Genomic DNA, 19718 nt, shown 5'->3' with positions numbered 1-19718 from the left:
AATTAATAATATGGCTCATAATCGGCAGCTAGTAATAAGCGGTGTTTCTCTCACAGAAGCAAATTTGAAATTATTTAAACCTTGGTCAATAACGAGTATTGTTCGTGATGAGCTAGAACAAGAAATTATTTGTTCTGGCTACTTAGACAATGCACCATTTAAATGGATTGGCCTTATTCTTAGATATGGTTTGAAAAATGACGTTGAGCCGCATTATGAAAGAATAAATGAACAACACGGTGATTTACCGTTGGCCATGGAGCTTGATACACATATTTTAATAGAATCATCAAAAGACGAATTGATTACCATCTTCCGCAAGGCAACGCTGATTGCGCTGGTTCATGCGGGCAAAAAATACAGTCTCAAAACCGACCGGCTAGAGGAACTGCTGGTGGAGATGGAAGTGGATGCCTGAGATAGGCAAAGCGCTGTAACAAGCGCCAGGGAATTACGAAATTACGGTGACAAAATTACGGAAATTACGGTGACAGTTTACTAGAAATTACGGTGACAGTTTACTAAACCCCTAAATTACCGTAGCTATGTCGTATGGCCCGCCTTCCCCGTATTGTATTACCCGGTATAGCCCATCATGTGACACAGCGTGGCAATGGGCGGGCGCAAACATTCTTTGAAGATGACGATTATGAGCTGTATCTCGACCTATTGGGCGATGCTGCGCGAGACGCGCATTGTGAGATATGGTCCTACTGCCTGATGCCAAACCATGTGCATATTGTCATTGTACCCTCGGACGAGGATGGGTTGCGGCGGACATTTGGCGATGTGCACCGCCGTTATACCGGCTATGTCAATGCACGCAGGCGCAAGACAGGACATTTGTGGCAGGGCCGTTTCGGCTCGGTCGCAATGGATGATACGCATCTTGCCGCGGCCTTGCGCTATGTGGCGCTTAACCCTGTCAGGGCGGGCCTTGTGAAGCGGGCCGAGGATTGGCCATGGTCAAGTACCAGGGCGCTGATCAAGGGGCAGGATGATCATGCGGTAACAGTGGCACCGGCGCTGGAGCGGGTGGGTGACTTTGAGGCATTTCTTGATGAAGCATTTGACGAGGACTTCACCTATGCAGCGCTGCGCAAGGCGGAAAGCATAGGCCGCCCAGTCGGCTCGGCTGAATGGCTTGAAGATATGGAGCGTAAGAGTGGGTTGCAGTTCAGGCCGCAAAAACGCGGACCCAAGCCTGCTGTTGCAAAAGCCTAATTAGGGGTTAAGTAAACTGTCACCGTAATTCAGGTGGTCAGAACGGGGAGTGTGACCTTTAACAATTCTATCAATGGGGGGATTTATGGTGCGACAGGCAATTTTGCAGGTCAGCTAACAAATCGACACTTCGGTTATCAAGAGAGTATTAACCTCAATGACGTAGCATGGAATTTTGCTGTAGGCTCTACAGTCGGTGCTATTATTCCCGATGTTAAATTCTATGGTGTGAATAAAGGACTTGGCCCACTTGCACAGTATAAATCGCTGAACACGCGCTATAATAACGGGCAGATAGCGGTGCAGGTTCGCCCCGAATATGCGATAAAGGGCGGTTTGGCCAATCCGGTCAACAATGTGGGTAGACAATATTTTGAATCCGTTTATTCCAGCTATCCAAACGGTGTCCAAAATCTAGAGAAAGACAGATAGGGTAGTGTATGGCAAGGTCAAAAAGGTATTTCACAAGAAAAATGCCGCCTAGTCAGGCCATACCTTTTACTATTGTTTTTTTGGTCTATCTAATTGGTAATTACATAGCAATTTTTCAAACGAACCAATGGGATGTTGTAGTAGGCACATTTTTTCTAATGATTGTTCCGATGGGCATTTCCTATTCCATTGACCGGGGATACCGTTTGTCATGGGATGACCAGCGTATCTATATGCGCAAATGGGGCTATCAAAGCCTGTTTAAACGCCATGCTGAGCACAGCATTGATTATGATGATATCCATATGATGGAGGGCCAGTATAAGGGCAATGCAGGGGCCAAATCCATGTTTATGCCCTTTGAAGTGCTGATGCTGTACTCAAAGACCGACCCGGACGCGGATATCTGGATTTACCCGCCCAGCCTGAAGGACAGGGAAGTGAAAGACTTCCTGCTGTTTCTCTATGATAGACGGCCCGATATTTTCCCCGACTATGTCGTCGACTATATGCATTCGGACAGGGCGATATGACCCTGTCCTACACACCCTGCACCATGCTAGCCCCAAGGCGCTAACGGTTCTCCACATGAATCCGCGCACTCGGCTCTTTCATACCGTCCGCGCTCGTCATACATTCCCAACACCCCAGAACGCATTTCTGCCGCGCACGAGAGGGGCTTTTGCGACCTTTGCAATAATATTGCGCATGTAGGAAATCTTCCCATGTGCGCAGTTCCAGATAGCAAGGTGCGCAGTTTCGCACGGCGTTTGTGTCCAAGAATTACGGTGACAGTTTACTTAACCCCTAAATAGCTCCTGCCTTGGCGCGCAGCCATTCCTTGGCTTGCTCTGGAATATCCAATTCGGAATTCGAAATAACTATGTGATCCAAAACCTCTTCACCAAATGACCAAATGTTATGACTTTTGAATGCACTCCATAGCCTTTCCATCGCTTCCGCTGTTTTGCGTGCGTCAACCTCTCTAGAAAATTGTGAGGCAAATTCGGTGGGGAAAGTTACTGCATTTGCACATGCCGCTGCCCAGTCCGGCAGCTTGAGCAATGGATGAGATTTACCCTTCATCGGCGGATGGGCATTAGATTTTCTCCATTTGTTAAGGTGTCCATAATTCGTAGTTATACCGAGTTTTGCGTCTTCTGCCGTTATCCCTTTGCCAGTTTCTGTGTTTGCAATTGCGTATTCGACGAATTTCGTCAGCCTGCTCTTTTGCCCTGGTTCAAGTTTTTCCGATGGGAAACTGTCCATCAGCATTAGAAATCGCTTCTCTCCTTCACCAAATCGCAGTCCGGCTCGAAGAATACCGAACCTCGCGACAAAAGTGTAGAACAGTAAAGCTGCTGCGTCGGCAAGTGATATAAAATCGTCTCCGAAATTCAACCTATATCCGCCGTAGTGTTCAACTACTTCTGCATTTGGTAATTCGGACGCTAACCGCAAACCAAACTCAGCAACGGTTGTTTGGCGATGAGAAGACGCAGTGCCCAATAATGCGATTCCGTCCTCCGACAATCCCTTGATATACTTGGCCAGCTCGTCTGCTGCTCTGGCCTTCTGTTTGAGCGAGTATCCGTCATATTTTTTGACAGGGACGTCAAAGGACCGCTGTTCGTTATCGACCGCGAAAATGCAAGCCGTTGCAATATAGGGTAGTTGTTTGCCTTCGATGGTTTCAGAAGGTTGGCAATCCGCGAAACCCGCCAAATAAATTTCATCGTTGTATGGTAGGAACATTGATTATCCTTAATATATCAAAGAATAAGCAGAATTAAAGTAATCCAAAAAACGCTATCCTTCTCCCTATAGTGCAGATGGGTAAAGATGGTTACCTTACATCCATTGCAGACGAATGACACCACCAGCCCCCTGTCCTACATGCCCGCCCCATGCTAACGTGCAAGTTCGGCGCTTCTTATGTAACGAGCGCCAGCGGAGCCACCTTACAAACTCCCGCCCCTCTTCTGATAGATACACTTATAGGCAAGGTCGTTATCTAAACGCTGCCCGGCTTTAGCCTCCTCAAACGCCCCGACCATAATGGCCCGAACTACCTGATCCAGTCCACCGGTGCGACGCTTGCGGACAGCGAGGTCAAATACTGGAAAGCAGCAATTACGGAATTACGGGAATTACGGTGACAGTTTAGAATTACGGTAACAGTTTACTTAACCCCTAAATAGCCACGTAACGAGCGCCAGCAAAGCCACCTAATAGTCTCCCCGTGCATGTAGGACAAACCCAACAAGATTATCCAACAAATGGCAGGTTCAACACGCTCCTGGGTGCGAAGCTAAGGGAAGCCAAGAACCGAACAGCCCTGTAACAAGCGCCAGCGGAGCCACCTTACAGGCTCCCACCTTTCTTATAAACGAAAGCGGCTTTAGCCCCCTCAAACGCCCGGACCATGAGGTCCGAACTACCTGATCCAGTCGACCGGTGCGACACTGGCGGACAGCGAGGTCAAATACTGGCGCGCGAGCAGCGAGGGCTATACCCCTGTCTATCCCGTCGTCTCAAACGGACCTAATTCACCACGACAAGAGTGCAGTCACCGTCCCAAACATCGTTCGGGCAAGGGGTGAGGCCGAAGCCGAGGAGCTGCTGCTCGAGCAACATCTTCTGAATGGCCTTGCGGGCCTCCAGCTTGTCCTTATCCCACAGGATGAGTGCGATTGGCGAGGAATCGGGCGCGCCGTTCTCCTTTTCAAAATCAGCCTCAGCCTTTGTGATGGCTGCTTTCTTTTCCTCAAGTGTCATGGGTTTCAGTGAAACGAACTGCGGAATTGAATCGGTGCCGGTATTGCCTGCATCGTCACTGTTGGCATCATCCCCGTTAGCCGCTTCTTGTGTATCGGGTGCATCAACATTTCCAGCTGGTTCACACGCTGTCATGCTTAGCATAAGCCCGGCAAGTGAAGCGAAGATAATAGGTTTTCCGTGTGTTGTTTTCATGTTTCCCTTCTGTTCTAGTAAAGAATGTATGGAGTATATTGTGGGAAATTTATTGCATCAATTAGACAGTTTGCCCGTCCTTTAGCTTCCCCGTAATGAACACAAGCGGGGCCATGGTGAGGTTATCGCGCTATTTTCCACAGACCAGGGCATCATCGATACAGGCTGTTTCTATACCTGCCGCGGCGAGGCGGCATATTTGGAAAAAAGCTAAACCAATGTGAATTTTTGCCGATAGAAAAGTTAAGGGGGACTGTTTGGTCCATATGTGATGTAAAATATTTAGTTTCCAAATCCGGCACATCTGGTGTGTCAATCCCGCGCTCTGGCAGGGGTGACGGCATGATGCCCTTCAATTTCCATGCACACTGTGCATGCAATGCAGCTTTACAAGAATTTTATTTTACCATAGCGCATTACAAAAATGTAATGGGGATTCTGTGGGCGAAATCATTGAAATCGGGAGTGCAATTCTGACGGCTACCGAGCGCAAGCTCGAGACCGTTTCCCACAACATAGCCAATATTACGACCAGCGGTTTCAAGCGGCAGGTGCCGTTTGCCGAATTGCTCCCGCCAGTCGATTCAAACGACAGCATACGGGTGCAAAATACGGCGCATGCCGATATGGAGCAGGGCAAGCTGCGACAGACGGGCAATCCGCTCGACCTGGCCATTAGCGGCAGCGGATTTTTCATGGTGGGTGCGGGTGAAAACATGTTCTTCACCCGGCAGGGCGAGTTCAGGCTGGACGCGGATGACCGGCTTGTGAACAGCCAGGGTTTTGCGGTGCAGGGCATGGACGGTGACATTGTCCTGAGCAGCGGCCGCCCGGAAATACTTGAGGATGGCACGGTGCTGGAAGACGGTCTGCCAGTGGCGCAGATTGCAATCTTTTCCGCCGAAGACGGGCAGTCCATGCGGCCTGTAAGCGGGTCGCTGTTCGCGGCGCCTGAAACGGTCATGATGATGGCAGGCAACTACGTGCTGCGCCAGGGGATGGTGGAAACTTCCAATGTCGGATTGGCGGAAGAAATGATCACAATGATGGCCGCGATACGGCAGGCCGAGGCGGGATCGAAACTGGTGCAGGTTTATGATGACCTGATCGGCAGGGCGATAACAACATTCGGGCAGGGAGGACGATAGGGTAAGATGAACGGAGCTTTTTATGTAGGTGCTGTAGGGCTGGAATCACAGCAACAGGCGCTGGATACGATTGCCAACAATATCGCCAATCTGAATACCCCTACCTTCAAACGGTCGGATGTGCGGTTTACCGAGATTATGGCGAGCCGGCTGGAAGATGCCGTCACGGTAGATGTGCGGCAACGGGCAGTGCCGGCGGGCGTAATAGCCGACAGCGAATTCATGCTGTTGGAGCAGGGCGATTTGCGGCGGACCGGACGGGCGCTTGACATTGCAGTCAACGGGCCGGGGTTCATTGAATTGCTGGGCCCTGGCGGGCAGACTTACCTGTGGCGTGGTGGCACGTTGAAAGTGACTGAGGAAGGCCTTTTGGCCGCGTCCAACAACATGCCGCTACGCGCGATGATCAACATTCCCGAGAATATTACCGATCTGAATATTGACAGTAGCGGGCTGGTGCGCGCCATCACCGCAGACGACAAGCGTGAGGTAGAATTGGGACAGATCAATCTGGTCAAGCTGACAGACAGTGAAGGTATAGAGCGTCTTGATGGCAGTCTGTATCTAGCCTCGCCTGATGTGCGAATACGTGATGCCGCACCGGGTGAAGATGGCGTTGGCCTGATTGAGCAAGGGGCAATTGAAGGTTCCAATGTCAAGCTGACCGAAGAGATGGTCCAGCTCACGCTGGTGCAGCGCTCGTTTGCGGCCAATGCGCAGGTTGTGCAGGCGGCGGACCAGCTAATGGGGATCGCGAACGGCTTGCGCCGGTAATCGACAATGTCATTGCTTCCCGCCTTTTTGATGTTTCTGGGGATGCTGCAGCCGTTCAACGTGGTGTTGCTGAACCAGACTGAGATCGTGACAGAAGATCGCAATGTGGTTATGCGCGATATAGCCGATATATCGGCGCTTCCGCCGGAACTTCGGGCCAAAGTTGCAAATATGCAGATACTGCAGCTACCACCGGGTAGTGACAGTTTCGAATTGAGCGAGCGTCAGCTCGCGGCGCTTGTGCGGCGGCGGGTACCGGCGCTGCATGTGCATTATTCGAATGGTGGCGGACATATGCTGCGGGTGTCGGTTGCTCCAGGGCCGGATGCGCAATCTGGTGATACTAATACCTTGTGTTACAGCCTCGCTGCCGCGGTGATGGGCGGCGCGATTATTCAACGCGGCGATGTTACAGAATCTGCATGTGATGGCAGGAAAGGACCGCGGGCTGTCTATTTTGACCGGCGCCATATGGTGCTGCGTGCCAATGGCGACCTGAATGCGGGCACGTTTTTGGGCAATGTTCGCATTCCGGCGAAACCGGTTGTGGATAGAGGGACGGACCTGGTGTTCAGGTTCAGACAGGGGCCGGTTGCCGTTGAAAGGCATGTGCGCACCATTCAGGCTGGCAGGTCTGGTGAAAGACTGTTTGTGCAGGCGCAGGACGGAACGGTTATGTCCGTGCCTTACATGGCGTCGAGCGATGATGTGGCAGGAAGTGAATAAGGAATAGAAATGCGTTTTTCAGACATACAGGCCAGACGCGGCAAGGCCGCTGTAATCGCAGTGCCGCTCTTGCTATCAATGTTTTCCCCCGTGCCTGCAAAGGCGGATAATCTTTTTGCGGATAGTGGCTGGTCCTCACTGGCTTCGGATCGGCGTGCAAAGCAGGTGGGCGATCTGGTCACCGTCGTGATTTATGAGCAATCCAGCGCCGTGAATAGCGCCCAGAACGGCACGGGCAAGAGTACTTCCCTGTCAGGAGGCATTTCCGGTGGCTCGTTCAGTGAATCGGGCGGGATATCCTTTGGCGGGGATTATTCGGGGCGCGGGGAGACCCGGCGCAGCGGCCGGATGGTGGCGCAGCTTAGTGTGACAGTCGAGCAGGTATTGCCCAACGGGGATTTCGTGATTGGCGGCGTGCAGAAACTGAACGTCAATGGCGAAGCTACCGATATTGCCATTCGCGGCCGTATCCGCGAGGCCGACATGACCAGTGACAACCGCATCCTGTCATCGCGTATTGCCGATGCGCAGATTAATTATAATGGTCAGGGATTTGTTTCACGCAGCGCGAAGCCGGGCCTGATCACCAGGATTTTCAATTTTCTGGGGCTGGTATGATGCAGCGTTCTTTTTTGCGTCGATTCACTGCTCTTGCAGCGGCATTCATGATGGCTGTGACCGCATGGCCGGTTGTGGCGAACGACGTGCCTGTAAAGGATCTGGGCCGTTTCCAGGGCTGGCGGGATAATGCATTGGTCGGATATGGCATTGTGACAGGTTTGTCCGGTTCCGGTGATACGCGGCGCAATGCCGTGACGCGGCAGGCACTGCAAAATGTGCTCAGCCGTCTGGGCACCAATGTTACCGAAGACCAGATTAGTAGCCGTAATGTCGCTGTTGTCATTGTCACAGCGACGCTGCCCGCTTCCGCCAATGTCGGTGACCGTATCGATGTCACTGTATCTTCCATCGGCGATGCGCGCAGTCTTGCGGGTGGTACCTTGCTTATGACCCCGCTGCAGGGACCGGATCGTCAGGCTTATGCGCTGGCGCAGGGCGCGTTGGTGACCAGCGGTTACAGTTTTGAAGCGAATCTCAACCTGCAGCAACGCAACTACCCGACAAGCGCGGTTTTGCCTGGCGGAGCAACGATCGAACGCGCGGTCGATGCACGTATATTGCGCAGCGACAACACGCTCAGCTTTGTGTTGCGCAATCCCGATTTTACAACAGCGCAGCGTATCTCTGACACTATCAACCAGCGCTTCGGCTATGGCACCGCAAATGTCGTGAATGCTGATGAGATCAACATCCGTTTCCCGGGCGCGAAATATGAACTGGCACGGTTTGTGTCAGAACTTGAAAATATCGCTGTCATGCCGAATGTGTCCTCCAAAATAGTAATCAATGAAAGGTCGGGCACAGTGGTAGCGGGTGGCAATGTCAACATATCGAGCGTTGTCATTTCACAAGGCGATATAAAAATATCGATCCGCAGTGAAAACGCCGCATCGCAGCCCAGTTTCATTGGCGGTTTTGCAAGCGATGTGAGCAGTCTGGTTATCACAAACACCGAGCTTGATGTGGATCAGGGATCTGATGATGCTGTCGTCAGTTTTCCGAATACCACAGTCGGCAGCCTCATACAGGGGTTGAACCGTTCGGGTATCGATACCCGCCGGATGATTAGCATTTTGCAAGCTATCAAGGCCGCAGGCGCACTGCACGCCGAAATAGTTGTGCAATGAGACAGGATAGGTAGCAATGGATCAGGTATCAGCCATTTTGATCAACAAAGCGCTGGACGGGCTGTCCATGCGTATGACCGCGATTGCCGAAAACATCGCTAATTCGCAGACAGCGAACTACCGGCCGGTGCGGGTCAGTTTTGAAGAAGCGCTGGCAGAGGCGGCGAACATGAGTGTGCAGTCAATACGTGATGTGCAGCCGCGTATGGAACTGTCGCCATTATCCAAAAATGGCGGTGGGGTACGACTGGATATGGAAATGGCAATGGCAGCGTCAACGGGTGCGCGGTATGCCGCGCTCATTGATGTGCTGAACAGACAGACACAGCTTAGCCGGCTGGCGGCAAGCGGAGGTCAATAATGCAGGCTATGGAAATCAGTATGTCGGGGCTTGATGTAGAGTGGCAGAGGCTGCAGGTCATTGCCCAGAATATCGCCAATGTGAACACCAGCAGGACGGCTGATGGCGGCGTATACCGCCCGCTGAAGCTGGTATCGGGGCCGAAAGTCAGTTTTGGTGAGGTTATGAGCCAACGCTCAGCAGTTCCGCCCATGCAAGGTGTCACCGTATACGGCGTGGAGGCCCAGAACCAGGGCGTGCGCAGGGTATATGAACCAGCGCATCCACATGCTGATGCTGATGGTTTTGTCAGCTATCCGGAAATTGACCATGCCGCGGAAATGACCAGCATGATCAAAACCTCACGCGCCTATGAAGCCAATCTCGTGGCACTCAACATTTCCATGCAAATGTATTCTCGCGCGCTGGATATAGGGAAACAGCAATGACGATTGATCCTATCGCAGCAGTGGGCCTGGCAGATATCCAGCAACCCATATTGTCGCAGATGAATGCACCGTCCGAAATTGCCAACGTAGCGGTAACCGCGCAGGACAAAGCCACTCAAGCTACTGAGTTCAGCGACATATTAATGTCGCGTATTGCCGAAGTTGAAAACAAGGTGACGCATGCGAATGACATGGTGCGCAGCTTTGCAATTGATGATTCCGTGCCGTTGCACCAGGTCACTTTTGCGCTTGAGGAGGCGCGCCTCTCGTTCGAATTGATGCTGCAGGTGCGGACACGGCTGGTCGAGGGGTACCGCGAAATCATGAACATGCAGATGTAGGAATGCATATATCTGATGTTTGAAAATTTTTCCAAAATGCCGCTGTCAAGGCGGATATTGCTGGGCGTGATTGCCATAACGATTGCGGCAACCTTCCTGTTTGCCGTTTATTTCGTGTTTTTTCGCGAACAGTATGAACCGCTTTATACCAACTTACGTCCGGCTGAGGCTGCCGCTGTGGTGGCTGAACTGGAAGGCCGCAATATTCCGTATCAATTTACGGATGAGGAAACCACGATATTGGTGCCAGCGGATGACCTGGCTGCCACCAAGATTGCCATTGCCGGGTCAGATCTGTCAATCAATGGGCTTGTCGGATTTGAATTGTTCAACGAGTCGGATATGGGGCTGACTGAATTTGCACAGAAGATCAATTATCAGCGTGCACTTCAGGGAGAGTTATCTCGAACCATAATGATGATAGATGGCATTGAAAATGCACGCGTACATCTGGCGCTTCCGGCGCGTGCCATTTTCAGGAGAGATCAGAGCGTGGCCAAGGCGGCTGTCACAATACAGCCTGTGCCGGGCAGGAAGCCCGGCAAGTCCACCGTACGGGGGATACAGGAGCTGGTTGCGGCGGCCGTGTCCGACCTGAGCTTGGCGAATGTTTCTGTCATTGATGCCGCAGGACGTGTCATTAGTGACACCGTTCCCAGAGGGGGAACTGAAAATGTGCAGCCGCAGGAAAAAACGGCGGTGCAAAAATTTTATGAAGCGCGCATCCGTGATGCACTGGGAAGGCAGTTTCCGGGGCGCAATCCCGAAATATCGGTCGCCGTGTCCAATATCCCATCGAAAGCCGGACAGAAGGTTGACCGCGGTGAAGCCGGTTTGACGCAGCAGCTTGGCGGAACATTGCCGGGAGCTGGCGAAAGGGATTACCGGTTGCTTGTGGTCGTGACTTTCCGCGCCACGCCAGAAGCGGAGACCAAGACGGCCATGACCGAAACGGTTGCAGAGGCAATCGGGTATGATGAAGCGCTGGGGGATCAGATTTTCTTTGTAGCAGATCCTGCAGTTTCCACGCCGCCGCGTGCGCCAGCGGCTGCCGATTACGCACCACCAACAATATCGCCCGAACCAACCTTGCCATTCAGGGTATCACCGATCACATACTGGTGGAGCATCGGCCTGGCTGCGTTATTTCTTTGTATATTGCTTTTTATCTTCCTGCGCAGAAAACCGGTGCAGACTGCTGGCGATGCAGATGATCCAGCTAGCTTTGCTGAACAATTGCAGGCCAAGCTTGATGGCCTGAATGAGCATGATAATGCACAGTCCTGATCCTGAATTTGCAAAGCTTCTGGATCGTTTTGATTCCATGTCCGAAGCCGACAGGCAAGCCGTGCTTGCCTTGTTGCCGGAGGCTGCCGCCAATCAGCTCATTGCGCTGATTTCAGATACATCGGAGGAGGATGAAGAAGAGCCCAAGGCAGAAGAAGCAGATACCAGATATGCGCAATATTCACCGCTTCTGCGTCGCCGCATACATACTGTCAAACCTATTCGGGCAAGGGGCTTTACGCCGGGATATACCGTTACCGAAAAAACGCATTCCACGCTCATGCAAATACTGGAAGAGAAAGAGGGCGCTGAAACAGAAACGGGTAAGGAGCAGTCGGCTCCGGGTATGTCACTTGTCCAAAAAGTCTCCAACTTTCTTTTCTCCAGGGCGAAATAGCTGTGGGACGTATTATCAAATCCGGATCCGAAAGAGCGTTCGAAGCAGTGCGCCCTTTTAGCAAGATACAAACTGCAGCTAATGTCTCGCAAGAGCTAGAGAGTAACGCTGCGCAGGAACAGCAAGATACTGCAAAGCCCGGTGAGGATGCACCGCAGGTCCAAGATGCCGCAGAGGCCAGGCTAGAGGCTCTGGAGACATCTTACGCTGAACTCGAAAAGAAATATATTCTGGTCAAAGAGGAAATCGAAAACGTTCGGCTGGAATCTTTCGAAAAAGGAAAGGTTGCGGGAGCAGAAAATAGTACGGCAAAAGCGCAGGTAAAACATGAACAACTCGGTAAGGCATCTCAGGAAGCGCTTGAGCTATTCTCGCAAAAACTGGAATCTCTGGATGGCCTTGCAGCCGCTCTGACACATGAGGGGCTCGCGAAAATATTTGATAGCCGTGATGATCTATCGGACCTAGTCGTGAGCGCAATTTCAAACCGGATCAGACAGATCAAGGATGAAACTATATTGTCCGTTGTGGTAAGCGCAGATGATTTTCCGGACTCCGGACAAGCTAGGGCGCGAATCCCCGGACTTCAGGACGATGTTGAATTACGCTGCGACCCTAGCCTGGAAAGTGGGGATTGCCGGATCAAACTATCACTTGGCATCCTGGAAATTGCCCCTGAACTGCAAGTCACCAGACTGCGCGAATTGCTTCAGCAACTGGCGAACGGGGGATGAGCGTCATGGCGCCTCATTCCTTTATCGGTCACGTCAAGGCTGCGGACCTTGCGCTTTGTTATGGCCGTGTCAAACGGATAGGACTGACCCATATTGAGGCAGACGGGCCGATATGTTCGATTGGCGATATATGCAATATTGAACAGAAATCTGATCACTCCCCTCACTTGCAGTCGATTGCAGCGGAGGTGGTCGGTGTGGAAAGTGGCAAAGTCACCTTGCTTCCGCTGGAAGCCAATACCTGTGTGCAGCTAAATGCCCGTGTTATAGGCGGTGGGCATGCTCATTCATCGTTGGGAGTGGGAGACAGCTATGCCGGCCGCGCGATCGACTCGCTAGGCAGGCCGATTGACGGCAGAGGTGCGATTGTCGCCGACATGCTGACCAGCCCTGTCCTTGCCAATCCTGGACCGTTGGAACGTGCGGCGTCGCAGGATCGGCTTGAAACCGGCGTCAGGTCGATTGACGGTCTGCTCACCTTGGCAAAAGGACAAAGGGTTGGGGTGTTTGCTGCGGCAGGAGTAGGTAAGACCAGCCTGATTGAACAATTGTCCAGTCAGGTCGGCTGCGACCGCTGTATAATATGTCTGGTCGGCGAACGCGGGCGTGAAGTTGAGGCAATGTGGCAAAAATGCCTGGGAGCCAGCCAACCGGAGCGCTTCACAATGGTTGCTTCCACTTCGGATCAGAGCGCTGCACTGCGAATGCGCGCAGGGCATTATGCTTTGGCGCTTGCCAATTACTGGCGGTCCAGGGGTGAGCATGTACTGCTGGTGATGGATTCCGTCACGCGTCTGGCAATGGCAATGCGCGAAATCGGACTGGCGGCCGGAGAGCCGCCGACTATACGTGCCTATACACCAAGCGTATTCACGGCCATTCCCAAATTTGTGGAACATTGCGGCGCGCTGCGATCTGGTGGAGCGATAACAGCAATCATGACTGTGCTTGCTGAAACCGATGATGTGGACGACCCCATTGCGGAAATGATGAAGTCGCTGTTGGACGGCCACATCATATTATCGCGTCAGATGGCCGAGCAAGGACATTTCCCGGCAATTGACGTGTCGCGCAGCATCAGTCGCCAGGCCGAAAAGTTGATGTCCAAAGAGCACAGACAGGCGGCGACGACTTTGCGCAAGCTCCTGTCCATATATGAGGAATCACGCACTCTGGTAGAAAGCGGTGTTTATCGTAGTGGCTCAAATAGCGAGCTGGATCAGGCGATTGCCATGCGGCCAGCCATTATGGATTTCCTGTCGCAAGGGCAAGATACGCGGTCTGAATTTGATGCGAGTCTGGACAAATTGACCAATTTGTTGATGCGAGTGCCAGAATGAGTAAGCGCAGGTTGATCAGGAAGTTGGAAGAGTTGAGTGGTATCAAACGAGTGCAGTGCGACCAAGCCCTGTCAGACGTCCAGACGGCTAAAAGATCGAAAGAGCGTGCACAGGAAATACGGCTTGATGTGACACGCGAACGTGATGGTGCGGCTGATAAATGGGAGACGAGCCTGAAAGCGGCTGAGTTTTCGCCGGAAATGATGCAGCATAGAGCTGCCTTGCTGCTGCAAAAGGAGCAGCAGCTGGATCAGGCTGATGAACTGGTTGCTTTTGCGGATCAAAGGCTTAATAATAATGAAAAGAGTTGGTTGCTTGCAGAATTGCAACATCAACTGGTGCGTGATCTTGAGAGGGAAGCGAACAGGAAATATCGCAAGCGCATCCAGGAAAAAGACTTGGGCGATGCTGCGGACCGATTTGGGAATAGGAGCCATGATAATGGGCGGTAATGGTACTGAAGCCCTGATAGCGGGACGCAATATATCTACCGAAAATATTGCCTCCAGGAACGTTTCGCCACCTGCTCTTTCCAGCGGCAGTGCAGGAGAACAATCATTTGCAAGCGTTCTGGCACTTTCCGGAGATACGGATAGGGCAAGAGCGTTCAATGAAGATGGGCTATTCGGCAAGCTTGGTGAAGTGAAAGGTGCGGACAAGCGCTCAAAATCTGGTAAAATTACCGGGCAAGGTCGTGCATCTGCCGGTAATATTATTGATCACCAACGGGAAAATATAACACCGCTGCAGGCGCGTGCGGCTCCTACATTGGATTTAGAGTTTGAGAGGGTGCCACGCGCGCGCACTTCCGTGTTCGCCCCGCTTCTGTCATTCGCAGCTGATAGTGCAGGACAGGGTATTGATGTGGTCAGGCCTGTTTTTGATCGCGCGTTTTCAGTGCAGGCTGCCAGTATGAGCAAGAGCGGCGAGATAGCTGTTCAGGGCGGCCATTCGCAATCGGAAGGTGTGGCTGTGGCAAAGCTGATGGAGCTGCGTTCACAGCGTTCATACATCCCATTGCAGGTGGCGTTGCAAAATTTGCGCTCGGGTGTGCGATTAGTCGTGTATGCCAAAAACCTGACACAAGCTGAACGGCATCAGGCGGGAAAAGACATGATCTCTTTATTGGCAGTCCATGGTCTTTACAATGTTGACTTTGAATTTAACGGGACGAAATTCGCCTGAGTGTAAGAGCAGTAAACTAGGAAAATATCATGCAAGTAACACCCATTCCGTCTGTACCTGACCCATCAGTCACGGGGCCTTCGCCTGCCAACAATGGCGGCGGTGTTGGAGCCAGTGAAGCCACGGATGCTTTTGGGTTAGGTTTTGAATCATTGCTGCAGATAATTCTGACCCAGCTCACCTATCAGGACCCGCTCAAGCCGATGGATAATTTTGAATTTGTATCACAGCTTGGCCAGTTTTCGCAGATACAGCAAGCGCAGAGCCTTAATGATAAGATGGACAATCTTCTTGCAGCACAGTCGGCCAATCAGGCGACAGGGCTGTTGGGACAAATAGTGGATGTCCCCGCAGGATCCACGACCCTTAGCGGCAAGGTCACTGCGATTAGTTTTGCGGGCGGGCAACCCCGTATCTCTATCGAGACTGCAGATGGCCAGACCATCAGCAATATTTCGATTGGCAGCGTAATACAGATAAGGACAGGCGAATGAGCATGCTGGGCGCAATATACACGGGGATGAGCGGCCTTGAAGCCTATTCTCAGGGATTGAGGGTCATAAGCAACAATGTAGCTAATCTCAACACATCGGGTTTCAAGGCGACCGATGTCGACTTTAGTGATATGTACACGTTTTCCGGTACAAATTTTGGGCTATATGACCACCGTAATAGCGGCGGTAATGGGGTCCGCATGGACGATTTGCAGATTGATTTTCGCCAGGGCGATTTGCGGCAGTCGGAAAACGGGCTTGACCTTGGTATTGACGGAGCGGGTTTTTTCGTACTGCTTGACGGGGATAAAACGTTCTACACACGCACAGGTAATTTTGTGGTCGCCGAAGATGGCCACATAAAGCTTGAAGGCACAGAGTTCAGGTTGGCCGTGCTAGACGATGCGGGACGCGCGGTTGAGCTGAATGTTGATTCAAAACGTACAAGTCCGCCCGTTGCAACAACCGAAATCAAGTTTGCTGACAATCTTTCGTCAACAGCAATCGAGCATGTGATTAGCGATATACAGGTCTATGATGCCGCTGGTGAAGCGCAAGTCTGGCAAATAGAATTTACCCGGGATGATGAAGCGGCGGGTAATGTCTGGAATGTCACTGTCACAAATGCAGATGATCGTGAAGTTGGGACAGGTGTGCTCCGGTTCGAGCAGGGTGAGATCGACCCGGACACTGCGCAGATTGTAATAGAGGATACGGAAGCAGAAGGACTTTCGGTCACACTCGATTTTTCTGAAAATATCACCTCGTTTTCATCAGGAACAGTATCGACCATGCGATCAAGCACTGTCGATGGGTACGGTGTTGGAGCCGTCACCAACATTACCACCAACGCTGATGGGGAAATAGAACTCAGTTATTCCAACGAGGAGACGGAAACGCTTGGGCCAGTTGCTCTGGCTGATTTCAAGGACCTGCAGAATCTTGAGAGCATTGGTGACGGCCTATTCGTATTCAATGAACAGGGCGAGAGGCGGCTGTTCAGTAGTGACGATCCGCAGGTTGGGCGTGTACTGTCGGGCCGTGTGGAAGCTTCGAATGTGGACCTGTCTGCACAGTTTGGCGAATTGATCATCATCCAGCGTGGTTTTCAGGCGTCGTCGCAACTTGTGAGTGTTTCCAATGATATGATACAGCAATTATTTGGAATCAGGGGGCAGGGTTGACGGTCCCGTATCGGCCTTGGCTACCAAAAAATGCAATTGTAGCAAATGGCGTAGCATCATGTATCGGCAGTGTGATTGGTGAATGGGGGCATGCCTGGTTTCCTTCACTTGATTTTTGCGACCTGAAATTGTCAAAGAAACAGGAGCCGAGTAAAAAAACGCCGGGAACAAACGGCAAAAATTTAGATAAAGGTGCATCAAAGGCAGTAAAGAAAACTGCTGCCGTTCCAACAAAAGCTGCATCCAAAAACGGTTTGAAGCTAGAAGTGCCTGCACAGAAGAAAGCAAAATTGCTCTATCGCTTTTTTGGTGGAGAAATGGCGATAGGCTATTGTGAAAATGCCGAACTGGAACTTGCTTTGCTTCTGTTGGGCATGGATATGCCCGTTACGCGCATTTCGCAGGCAGACAAATCTGTTTTACTGACTCTTGGCAAGCGTTGCCTTGATGACCTTTACGACAGGATAACAACCACTTTGTCGGATGTCCTCAAAAACCCTTCCGGGTTCCCGGATACCGCGCCAATGGAAACGGCAAACGCCATGCTTTCCGATAGTTTCTGGTCAGGGGAAGTTGTGGGCAAAAACCAGGTGCGGTCAATACGCCTTGGTTTTGCAGTACATGAAGACGTGCTTATCCGTCACCGCTTGCGCATGTCCAAGCCACTGCATCGGAACACACAGCTTACAGACAGGATGCATGCCATTGGCGACTGCGCTGTCACTATAGGGGGCAGAATTGGAGCCACAAGCCTATCAGTTGCAGAGTTGAATGCCCTGGAAGCGGGCGACGTACTTATACTTGACCAGAGTGTAGAAGATAATATCGAGCTGACCGTTGATGGCAATGCTGGTGCGATACCAGCCTGTACGTTGCGGCAAAATGAAGATGGTTTCTATCTGGAAATAAAATGATAAAGCAAAAGACGAGTATCCCTCATGAGTGAAAAGATTGAACATAAACCGGCAGGCGACGACGAAGAGCTCTCTGTCTGGAATGACGATACCGGTTCCCCAGCCAACTCCGCAAATTCGGCTGCAACCGCCTTTGAAAGATCTGTCGTAGATAAAGTGCCGGTTATGCTTGAGGCATTTATTGGCTCGGCTCGGCTGAGTGTTGCGGAGCTGCTCGCACTCAAAACCGGATCAGTGGTTACCTTGAATGCCTCACTGGGTCAGCCTGTGGAATTGAAATTGAATGGACAGGTTGTCGCACTTGGCGAAGTCGTTGCCGTAGATGATAATTTCGGCATTTGTATTAAAGAAATAAAGTCTTGAATCTATTCGGTTATTTTCATCTTGCGCGCAGGATTTTATCGTGCGCGGTGATCTCGCAGTTTTTGCTCTCTCCGGCTTATGCTCAGCAACTGGGAGGTAACCAAGGGCCAGATATTTCCTTTTGGCGGATTCTGATAGCTTTTGTGGTTTCGCTAGGTCTCGGCCTTTTGGTGTTGCTCATTTTGCGCGCACGAAATCGTGGCAACAGGAATCTCGATTTCGGGGCCTTGCTCAAGGTCAAATCAGGCGAGGGCGCCAGCGATATTCGAGTTCTTGATAGTTGCAGGATAGGCCCCCAGAGCGAAATATTCAAAATCCGTTCCGGGAATATGGAGTATTTGGTGCTGGTCGCACCTTCGCATTCCACATTACTGGATAGTTACCCAGCAGTAACCGAACCGGATACGGTGGAGGTGGAAGCATGACGACTTTATTAAAGACATGCAGTGTTGGCACATTCTCTACCTTATTTGCAGTTTTTTCAGAAACCGCCCATGCCGCCCAGCTTGTTTCGCCTGCAATAGGCGGTTCAGATGATATTGTTCGGATTGCCATTACACTTACTCTGCTGGCCCTTATTCCAGCATTATTCATCAGCATGACCTGCTTCATAAGGATAATCGTTGTGCTGGCTATGGTACGTCATGCATTCGGCATGCCTGAAACTCCGCCCAATCAGGTTTTGATTAGTTTGGCATTGTTCTTAACAATTTTTGCAATGTCCCCAACTTTCGAAGCACTTAATAAAGATGCGTTACAGCCGTATATTGCGGGTGAGGTTCAGCTTGAGCAGGCCATGGAGCAGGGAAGCGAACCACTGCGCGAGTTTATGTTGCGACAGGTGCGTGATGAGGACCTTGAAACCATCTACGCAATAGCAGGGGAGGACCTGCCCGGTAGTCCGGAAGAGGTTAGCTTACCGAAGCTGGTGCCTGCTTTTATTCTCAATGAATTGCGGGTTTCCTTCATGATCGGCTTCGTAATATTGCTACCATTCCTGCTGATTGACCTTATTGTTTCGAGCGTATTGCTCTCGCTTGGCATGATGATGGTACCACCTGCCACTATATCACTGCCCATCAAGGTCTTGATGTTTGTACTGATTGATGGCTGGGCGCTGGTGCTTGAAGGAGTGCTTGGCAGTTTCAGATGAAGGGAAGCATCAAAAAGAACGGTCTTGCCATTCTGCGTATCCAGAAATGGGTCGAAGCTATCTTGTGGCGAAAATTCATTAATGAAGGTGATGTGGGCGCAAAACAAGCGCTTTTCAGCATATATCAGTCATTGGCGAGGAAGATAGCCAAGGAGCAATATTTTAAACGTTTGCGGCAGAATGTTGAGCGCATCGAAATAGAACAATTGGCCTATGAGGGACTGTTGGAAGCCATTGGCAAGTTTGATCCGCGTCGCAGTGGTCATTTCAAAGGGTATGCAAGGCGGCGTATAGCAGGCAATATTGCCGATGGGATTGCGGCGATAAGTGAAGTTAACAGGCAAATTCGAACGCGGCATAAGATCGAACAGGAGCGGCTTAGGTCGATTTCTCTTGCTCAAAAAGGGCAGGACGAAACGGCGCTTGAACAGCTTGCGAAACTGGCAACAGGCCTTGCTTTTGGATTGATGCTTGAGGGCACATGTTTTTATGGTGATGATACTGAAGACGAA

At 51.3% G+C, this 19718-nt stretch carries 26 protein-coding genes; 24 read left to right on the top strand and 2 right to left on the bottom strand.

Annotated features, from left to right (window positions below):
* Positions 1-10 precede the first annotated feature (10 nt).
* The 4 genes from G6Q15_RS11815 to G6Q15_RS11800 all read left to right on the top strand — a co-directional run bounded on the left by G6Q15_RS11815 (position 11) and on the right by G6Q15_RS11800 (position 2189).
* Positions 11-418, top strand: a complete 408-nt coding sequence (locus G6Q15_RS11815; protein WP_164119065.1) for an Imm39 family immunity protein — start codon at positions 11-13, stop codon at positions 416-418.
* Positions 419-552: 134 nt separating this feature from the next.
* Complete coding sequence (locus G6Q15_RS11810; protein WP_164119063.1) at positions 553-1224, top strand: transposase; 672 nt, start codon at positions 553-555, stop codon at positions 1222-1224.
* A gap of 51 nt (positions 1225-1275) precedes the next feature.
* A complete protein-coding gene (locus tag G6Q15_RS11805; protein ID WP_164119061.1) occupies positions 1276-1656 on the top strand; it encodes a hypothetical protein in 381 nt (126 codons plus the stop codon).
* 158 nt (positions 1657-1814) lie between these two features.
* Positions 1815-2189, top strand: a complete 375-nt coding sequence (locus G6Q15_RS11800) for a hypothetical protein (RefSeq protein ID WP_164119059.1) — start codon at positions 1815-1817, stop codon at positions 2187-2189.
* A 274-nt stretch (positions 2190-2463) separates the two neighbouring features.
* On the opposite strand, the gene G6Q15_RS11795 is transcribed toward G6Q15_RS11800, so the two are convergent.
* Together G6Q15_RS11795 and G6Q15_RS11790 are read right to left on the bottom strand one after the other, a co-directional pair.
* Positions 2464-3411 (bottom strand): hypothetical protein, encoded by a 948-nt coding sequence (locus G6Q15_RS11795; RefSeq protein WP_164119057.1) that lies wholly within the window; start codon positions 3409-3411, stop codon positions 2464-2466.
* A gap of 789 nt (positions 3412-4200) precedes the next feature.
* Positions 4201-4629, bottom strand: a complete 429-nt coding sequence (locus G6Q15_RS11790) for a hypothetical protein (RefSeq protein WP_164119055.1) — start codon at positions 4627-4629, stop codon at positions 4201-4203.
* 440 nt (positions 4630-5069) lie between these two features.
* Between G6Q15_RS11790 and G6Q15_RS11785 the strand changes: the two genes are divergently transcribed.
* The 20 genes from G6Q15_RS11785 to G6Q15_RS11690 form a co-directional block, all read left to right on the top strand.
* Complete coding sequence (locus G6Q15_RS11785; protein WP_164119053.1) at positions 5070-5777, top strand: flagellar hook basal-body protein; 708 nt, start codon at positions 5070-5072, stop codon at positions 5775-5777.
* Positions 5778-5783: 6 nt separating this feature from the next.
* Positions 5784-6551 carry a flagellar hook-basal body protein gene (locus tag G6Q15_RS11780; protein WP_164119050.1) on the top strand — a complete coding sequence of 256 codons (768 nt, stop codon included), beginning with the start codon at positions 5784-5786 and terminating at the stop codon, positions 6549-6551.
* 6 nt (positions 6552-6557) lie between these two features.
* Complete coding sequence (locus tag G6Q15_RS11775) at positions 6558-7277, top strand: hypothetical protein (RefSeq protein WP_164119048.1); 720 nt, start codon at positions 6558-6560, stop codon at positions 7275-7277.
* Between the two features lie 9 nt (positions 7278-7286).
* The gene (locus G6Q15_RS11770; RefSeq protein WP_164119046.1) at positions 7287-7895 is read left to right on the top strand and encodes a flagellar basal body L-ring protein FlgH; all 609 of its coding nucleotides are present in this window, start codon (positions 7287-7289) and stop codon (positions 7893-7895) included.
* A gap of 47 nt (positions 7896-7942) precedes the next feature.
* On the top strand, positions 7943-9025 hold the full coding sequence (locus G6Q15_RS11765) for a flagellar basal body P-ring protein FlgI (protein WP_240330881.1): 1083 nt from the start codon (positions 7943-7945) through the stop codon (positions 9023-9025).
* Between the two features lie 16 nt (positions 9026-9041).
* Positions 9042-9386, top strand: coding sequence for a hypothetical protein (locus G6Q15_RS11760; protein WP_164119045.1), 345 nt, complete (start codon positions 9042-9044; stop codon positions 9384-9386).
* Positions 9386-9814 carry a flagellar basal body rod protein FlgC gene (gene flgC, locus G6Q15_RS11755; protein ID WP_164119042.1) on the top strand — a complete coding sequence of 143 codons (429 nt, stop codon included), beginning with the start codon at positions 9386-9388 and terminating at the stop codon, positions 9812-9814. The genes G6Q15_RS11760 and flgC overlap by 1 nt, the downstream gene beginning before the upstream one ends.
* Positions 9811-10155 (top strand): flagellar hook-basal body complex protein FliE, encoded by a 345-nt coding sequence (gene fliE, locus G6Q15_RS11750; RefSeq protein ID WP_164119040.1) that lies wholly within the window; start codon positions 9811-9813, stop codon positions 10153-10155. The genes flgC and fliE overlap by 4 nt, the downstream gene beginning before the upstream one ends.
* A 15-nt stretch (positions 10156-10170) precedes the next feature.
* On the top strand, positions 10171-11442 hold the full coding sequence (gene fliF, locus G6Q15_RS11745; RefSeq protein WP_164119038.1) for a flagellar basal-body MS-ring/collar protein FliF: 1272 nt from the start codon (positions 10171-10173) through the stop codon (positions 11440-11442).
* Entirely contained in the window at positions 11417-11839 is a 423-nt protein-coding gene (locus G6Q15_RS11740) for a hypothetical protein (RefSeq protein ID WP_205518167.1), read from the top strand. Before fliF ends, G6Q15_RS11740 begins: the two co-directional genes overlap by 26 nt.
* A gap of 2 nt (positions 11840-11841) precedes the next feature.
* A complete protein-coding gene (locus G6Q15_RS11735; protein ID WP_164119033.1) occupies positions 11842-12573 on the top strand; it encodes a hypothetical protein in 732 nt (243 codons plus the stop codon).
* Positions 12574-12578: 5 nt separating this feature from the next.
* Positions 12579-13913 carry a FliI/YscN family ATPase gene (locus G6Q15_RS11730; protein ID WP_205518166.1) on the top strand — a complete coding sequence of 445 codons (1335 nt, stop codon included), beginning with the start codon at positions 12579-12581 and terminating at the stop codon, positions 13911-13913.
* A 297-nt stretch (positions 13914-14210) separates the two neighbouring features.
* On the top strand, positions 14211-15098 hold the full coding sequence (locus G6Q15_RS11725; protein WP_205518165.1) for a hypothetical protein: 888 nt from the start codon (positions 14211-14213) through the stop codon (positions 15096-15098).
* 29 nt (positions 15099-15127) lie between these two features.
* The gene (locus tag G6Q15_RS11720; protein WP_164119026.1) at positions 15128-15592 is read left to right on the top strand and encodes a flagellar hook capping FlgD N-terminal domain-containing protein; all 465 of its coding nucleotides are present in this window, start codon (positions 15128-15130) and stop codon (positions 15590-15592) included.
* Positions 15589-16776, top strand: a complete 1188-nt coding sequence (locus tag G6Q15_RS11715) for a flagellar hook-basal body complex protein (protein ID WP_164119025.1) — start codon at positions 15589-15591, stop codon at positions 16774-16776. Before G6Q15_RS11720 ends, G6Q15_RS11715 begins: the two co-directional genes overlap by 4 nt.
* Before the next feature lie 71 nt (positions 16777-16847).
* Entirely contained in the window at positions 16848-17690 is an 843-nt protein-coding gene (locus tag G6Q15_RS11710; RefSeq protein ID WP_164119023.1) for a flagellar motor switch protein FliM, read from the top strand.
* A gap of 24 nt (positions 17691-17714) precedes the next feature.
* Positions 17715-18053, top strand: coding sequence for a FliM/FliN family flagellar motor switch protein (locus G6Q15_RS11705; RefSeq protein ID WP_164119020.1), 339 nt, complete (start codon positions 17715-17717; stop codon positions 18051-18053).
* The gene (locus tag G6Q15_RS11700) at positions 18050-18478 is read left to right on the top strand and encodes a flagellar biosynthetic protein FliO (RefSeq protein ID WP_164119019.1); all 429 of its coding nucleotides are present in this window, start codon (positions 18050-18052) and stop codon (positions 18476-18478) included. Before G6Q15_RS11705 ends, G6Q15_RS11700 begins: the two co-directional genes overlap by 4 nt.
* Positions 18475-19206, top strand: coding sequence for a flagellar type III secretion system pore protein FliP (gene fliP, locus G6Q15_RS11695; protein WP_164119017.1), 732 nt, complete (start codon positions 18475-18477; stop codon positions 19204-19206). The genes G6Q15_RS11700 and fliP overlap by 4 nt, the downstream gene beginning before the upstream one ends.
* Positions 19203-19718: sigma factor (locus tag G6Q15_RS11690; protein WP_205518164.1), on the top strand; the 516-nt coding region annotated here is incomplete at its 3' end. The genes fliP and G6Q15_RS11690, both read left to right, overlap by 4 nt.

Source organism: Sphingorhabdus sp. Alg239-R122 (genome assembly GCF_900537065.1).
In the GTDB taxonomy this organism is placed as follows: Bacteria; Pseudomonadota; Alphaproteobacteria; order Sphingomonadales; family Sphingomonadaceae; genus Alg239-R122.
The sequence above is the reverse complement of the archived record's forward strand: the minus strand, read 5'-3'. Positions and strand labels throughout refer to the sequence as shown.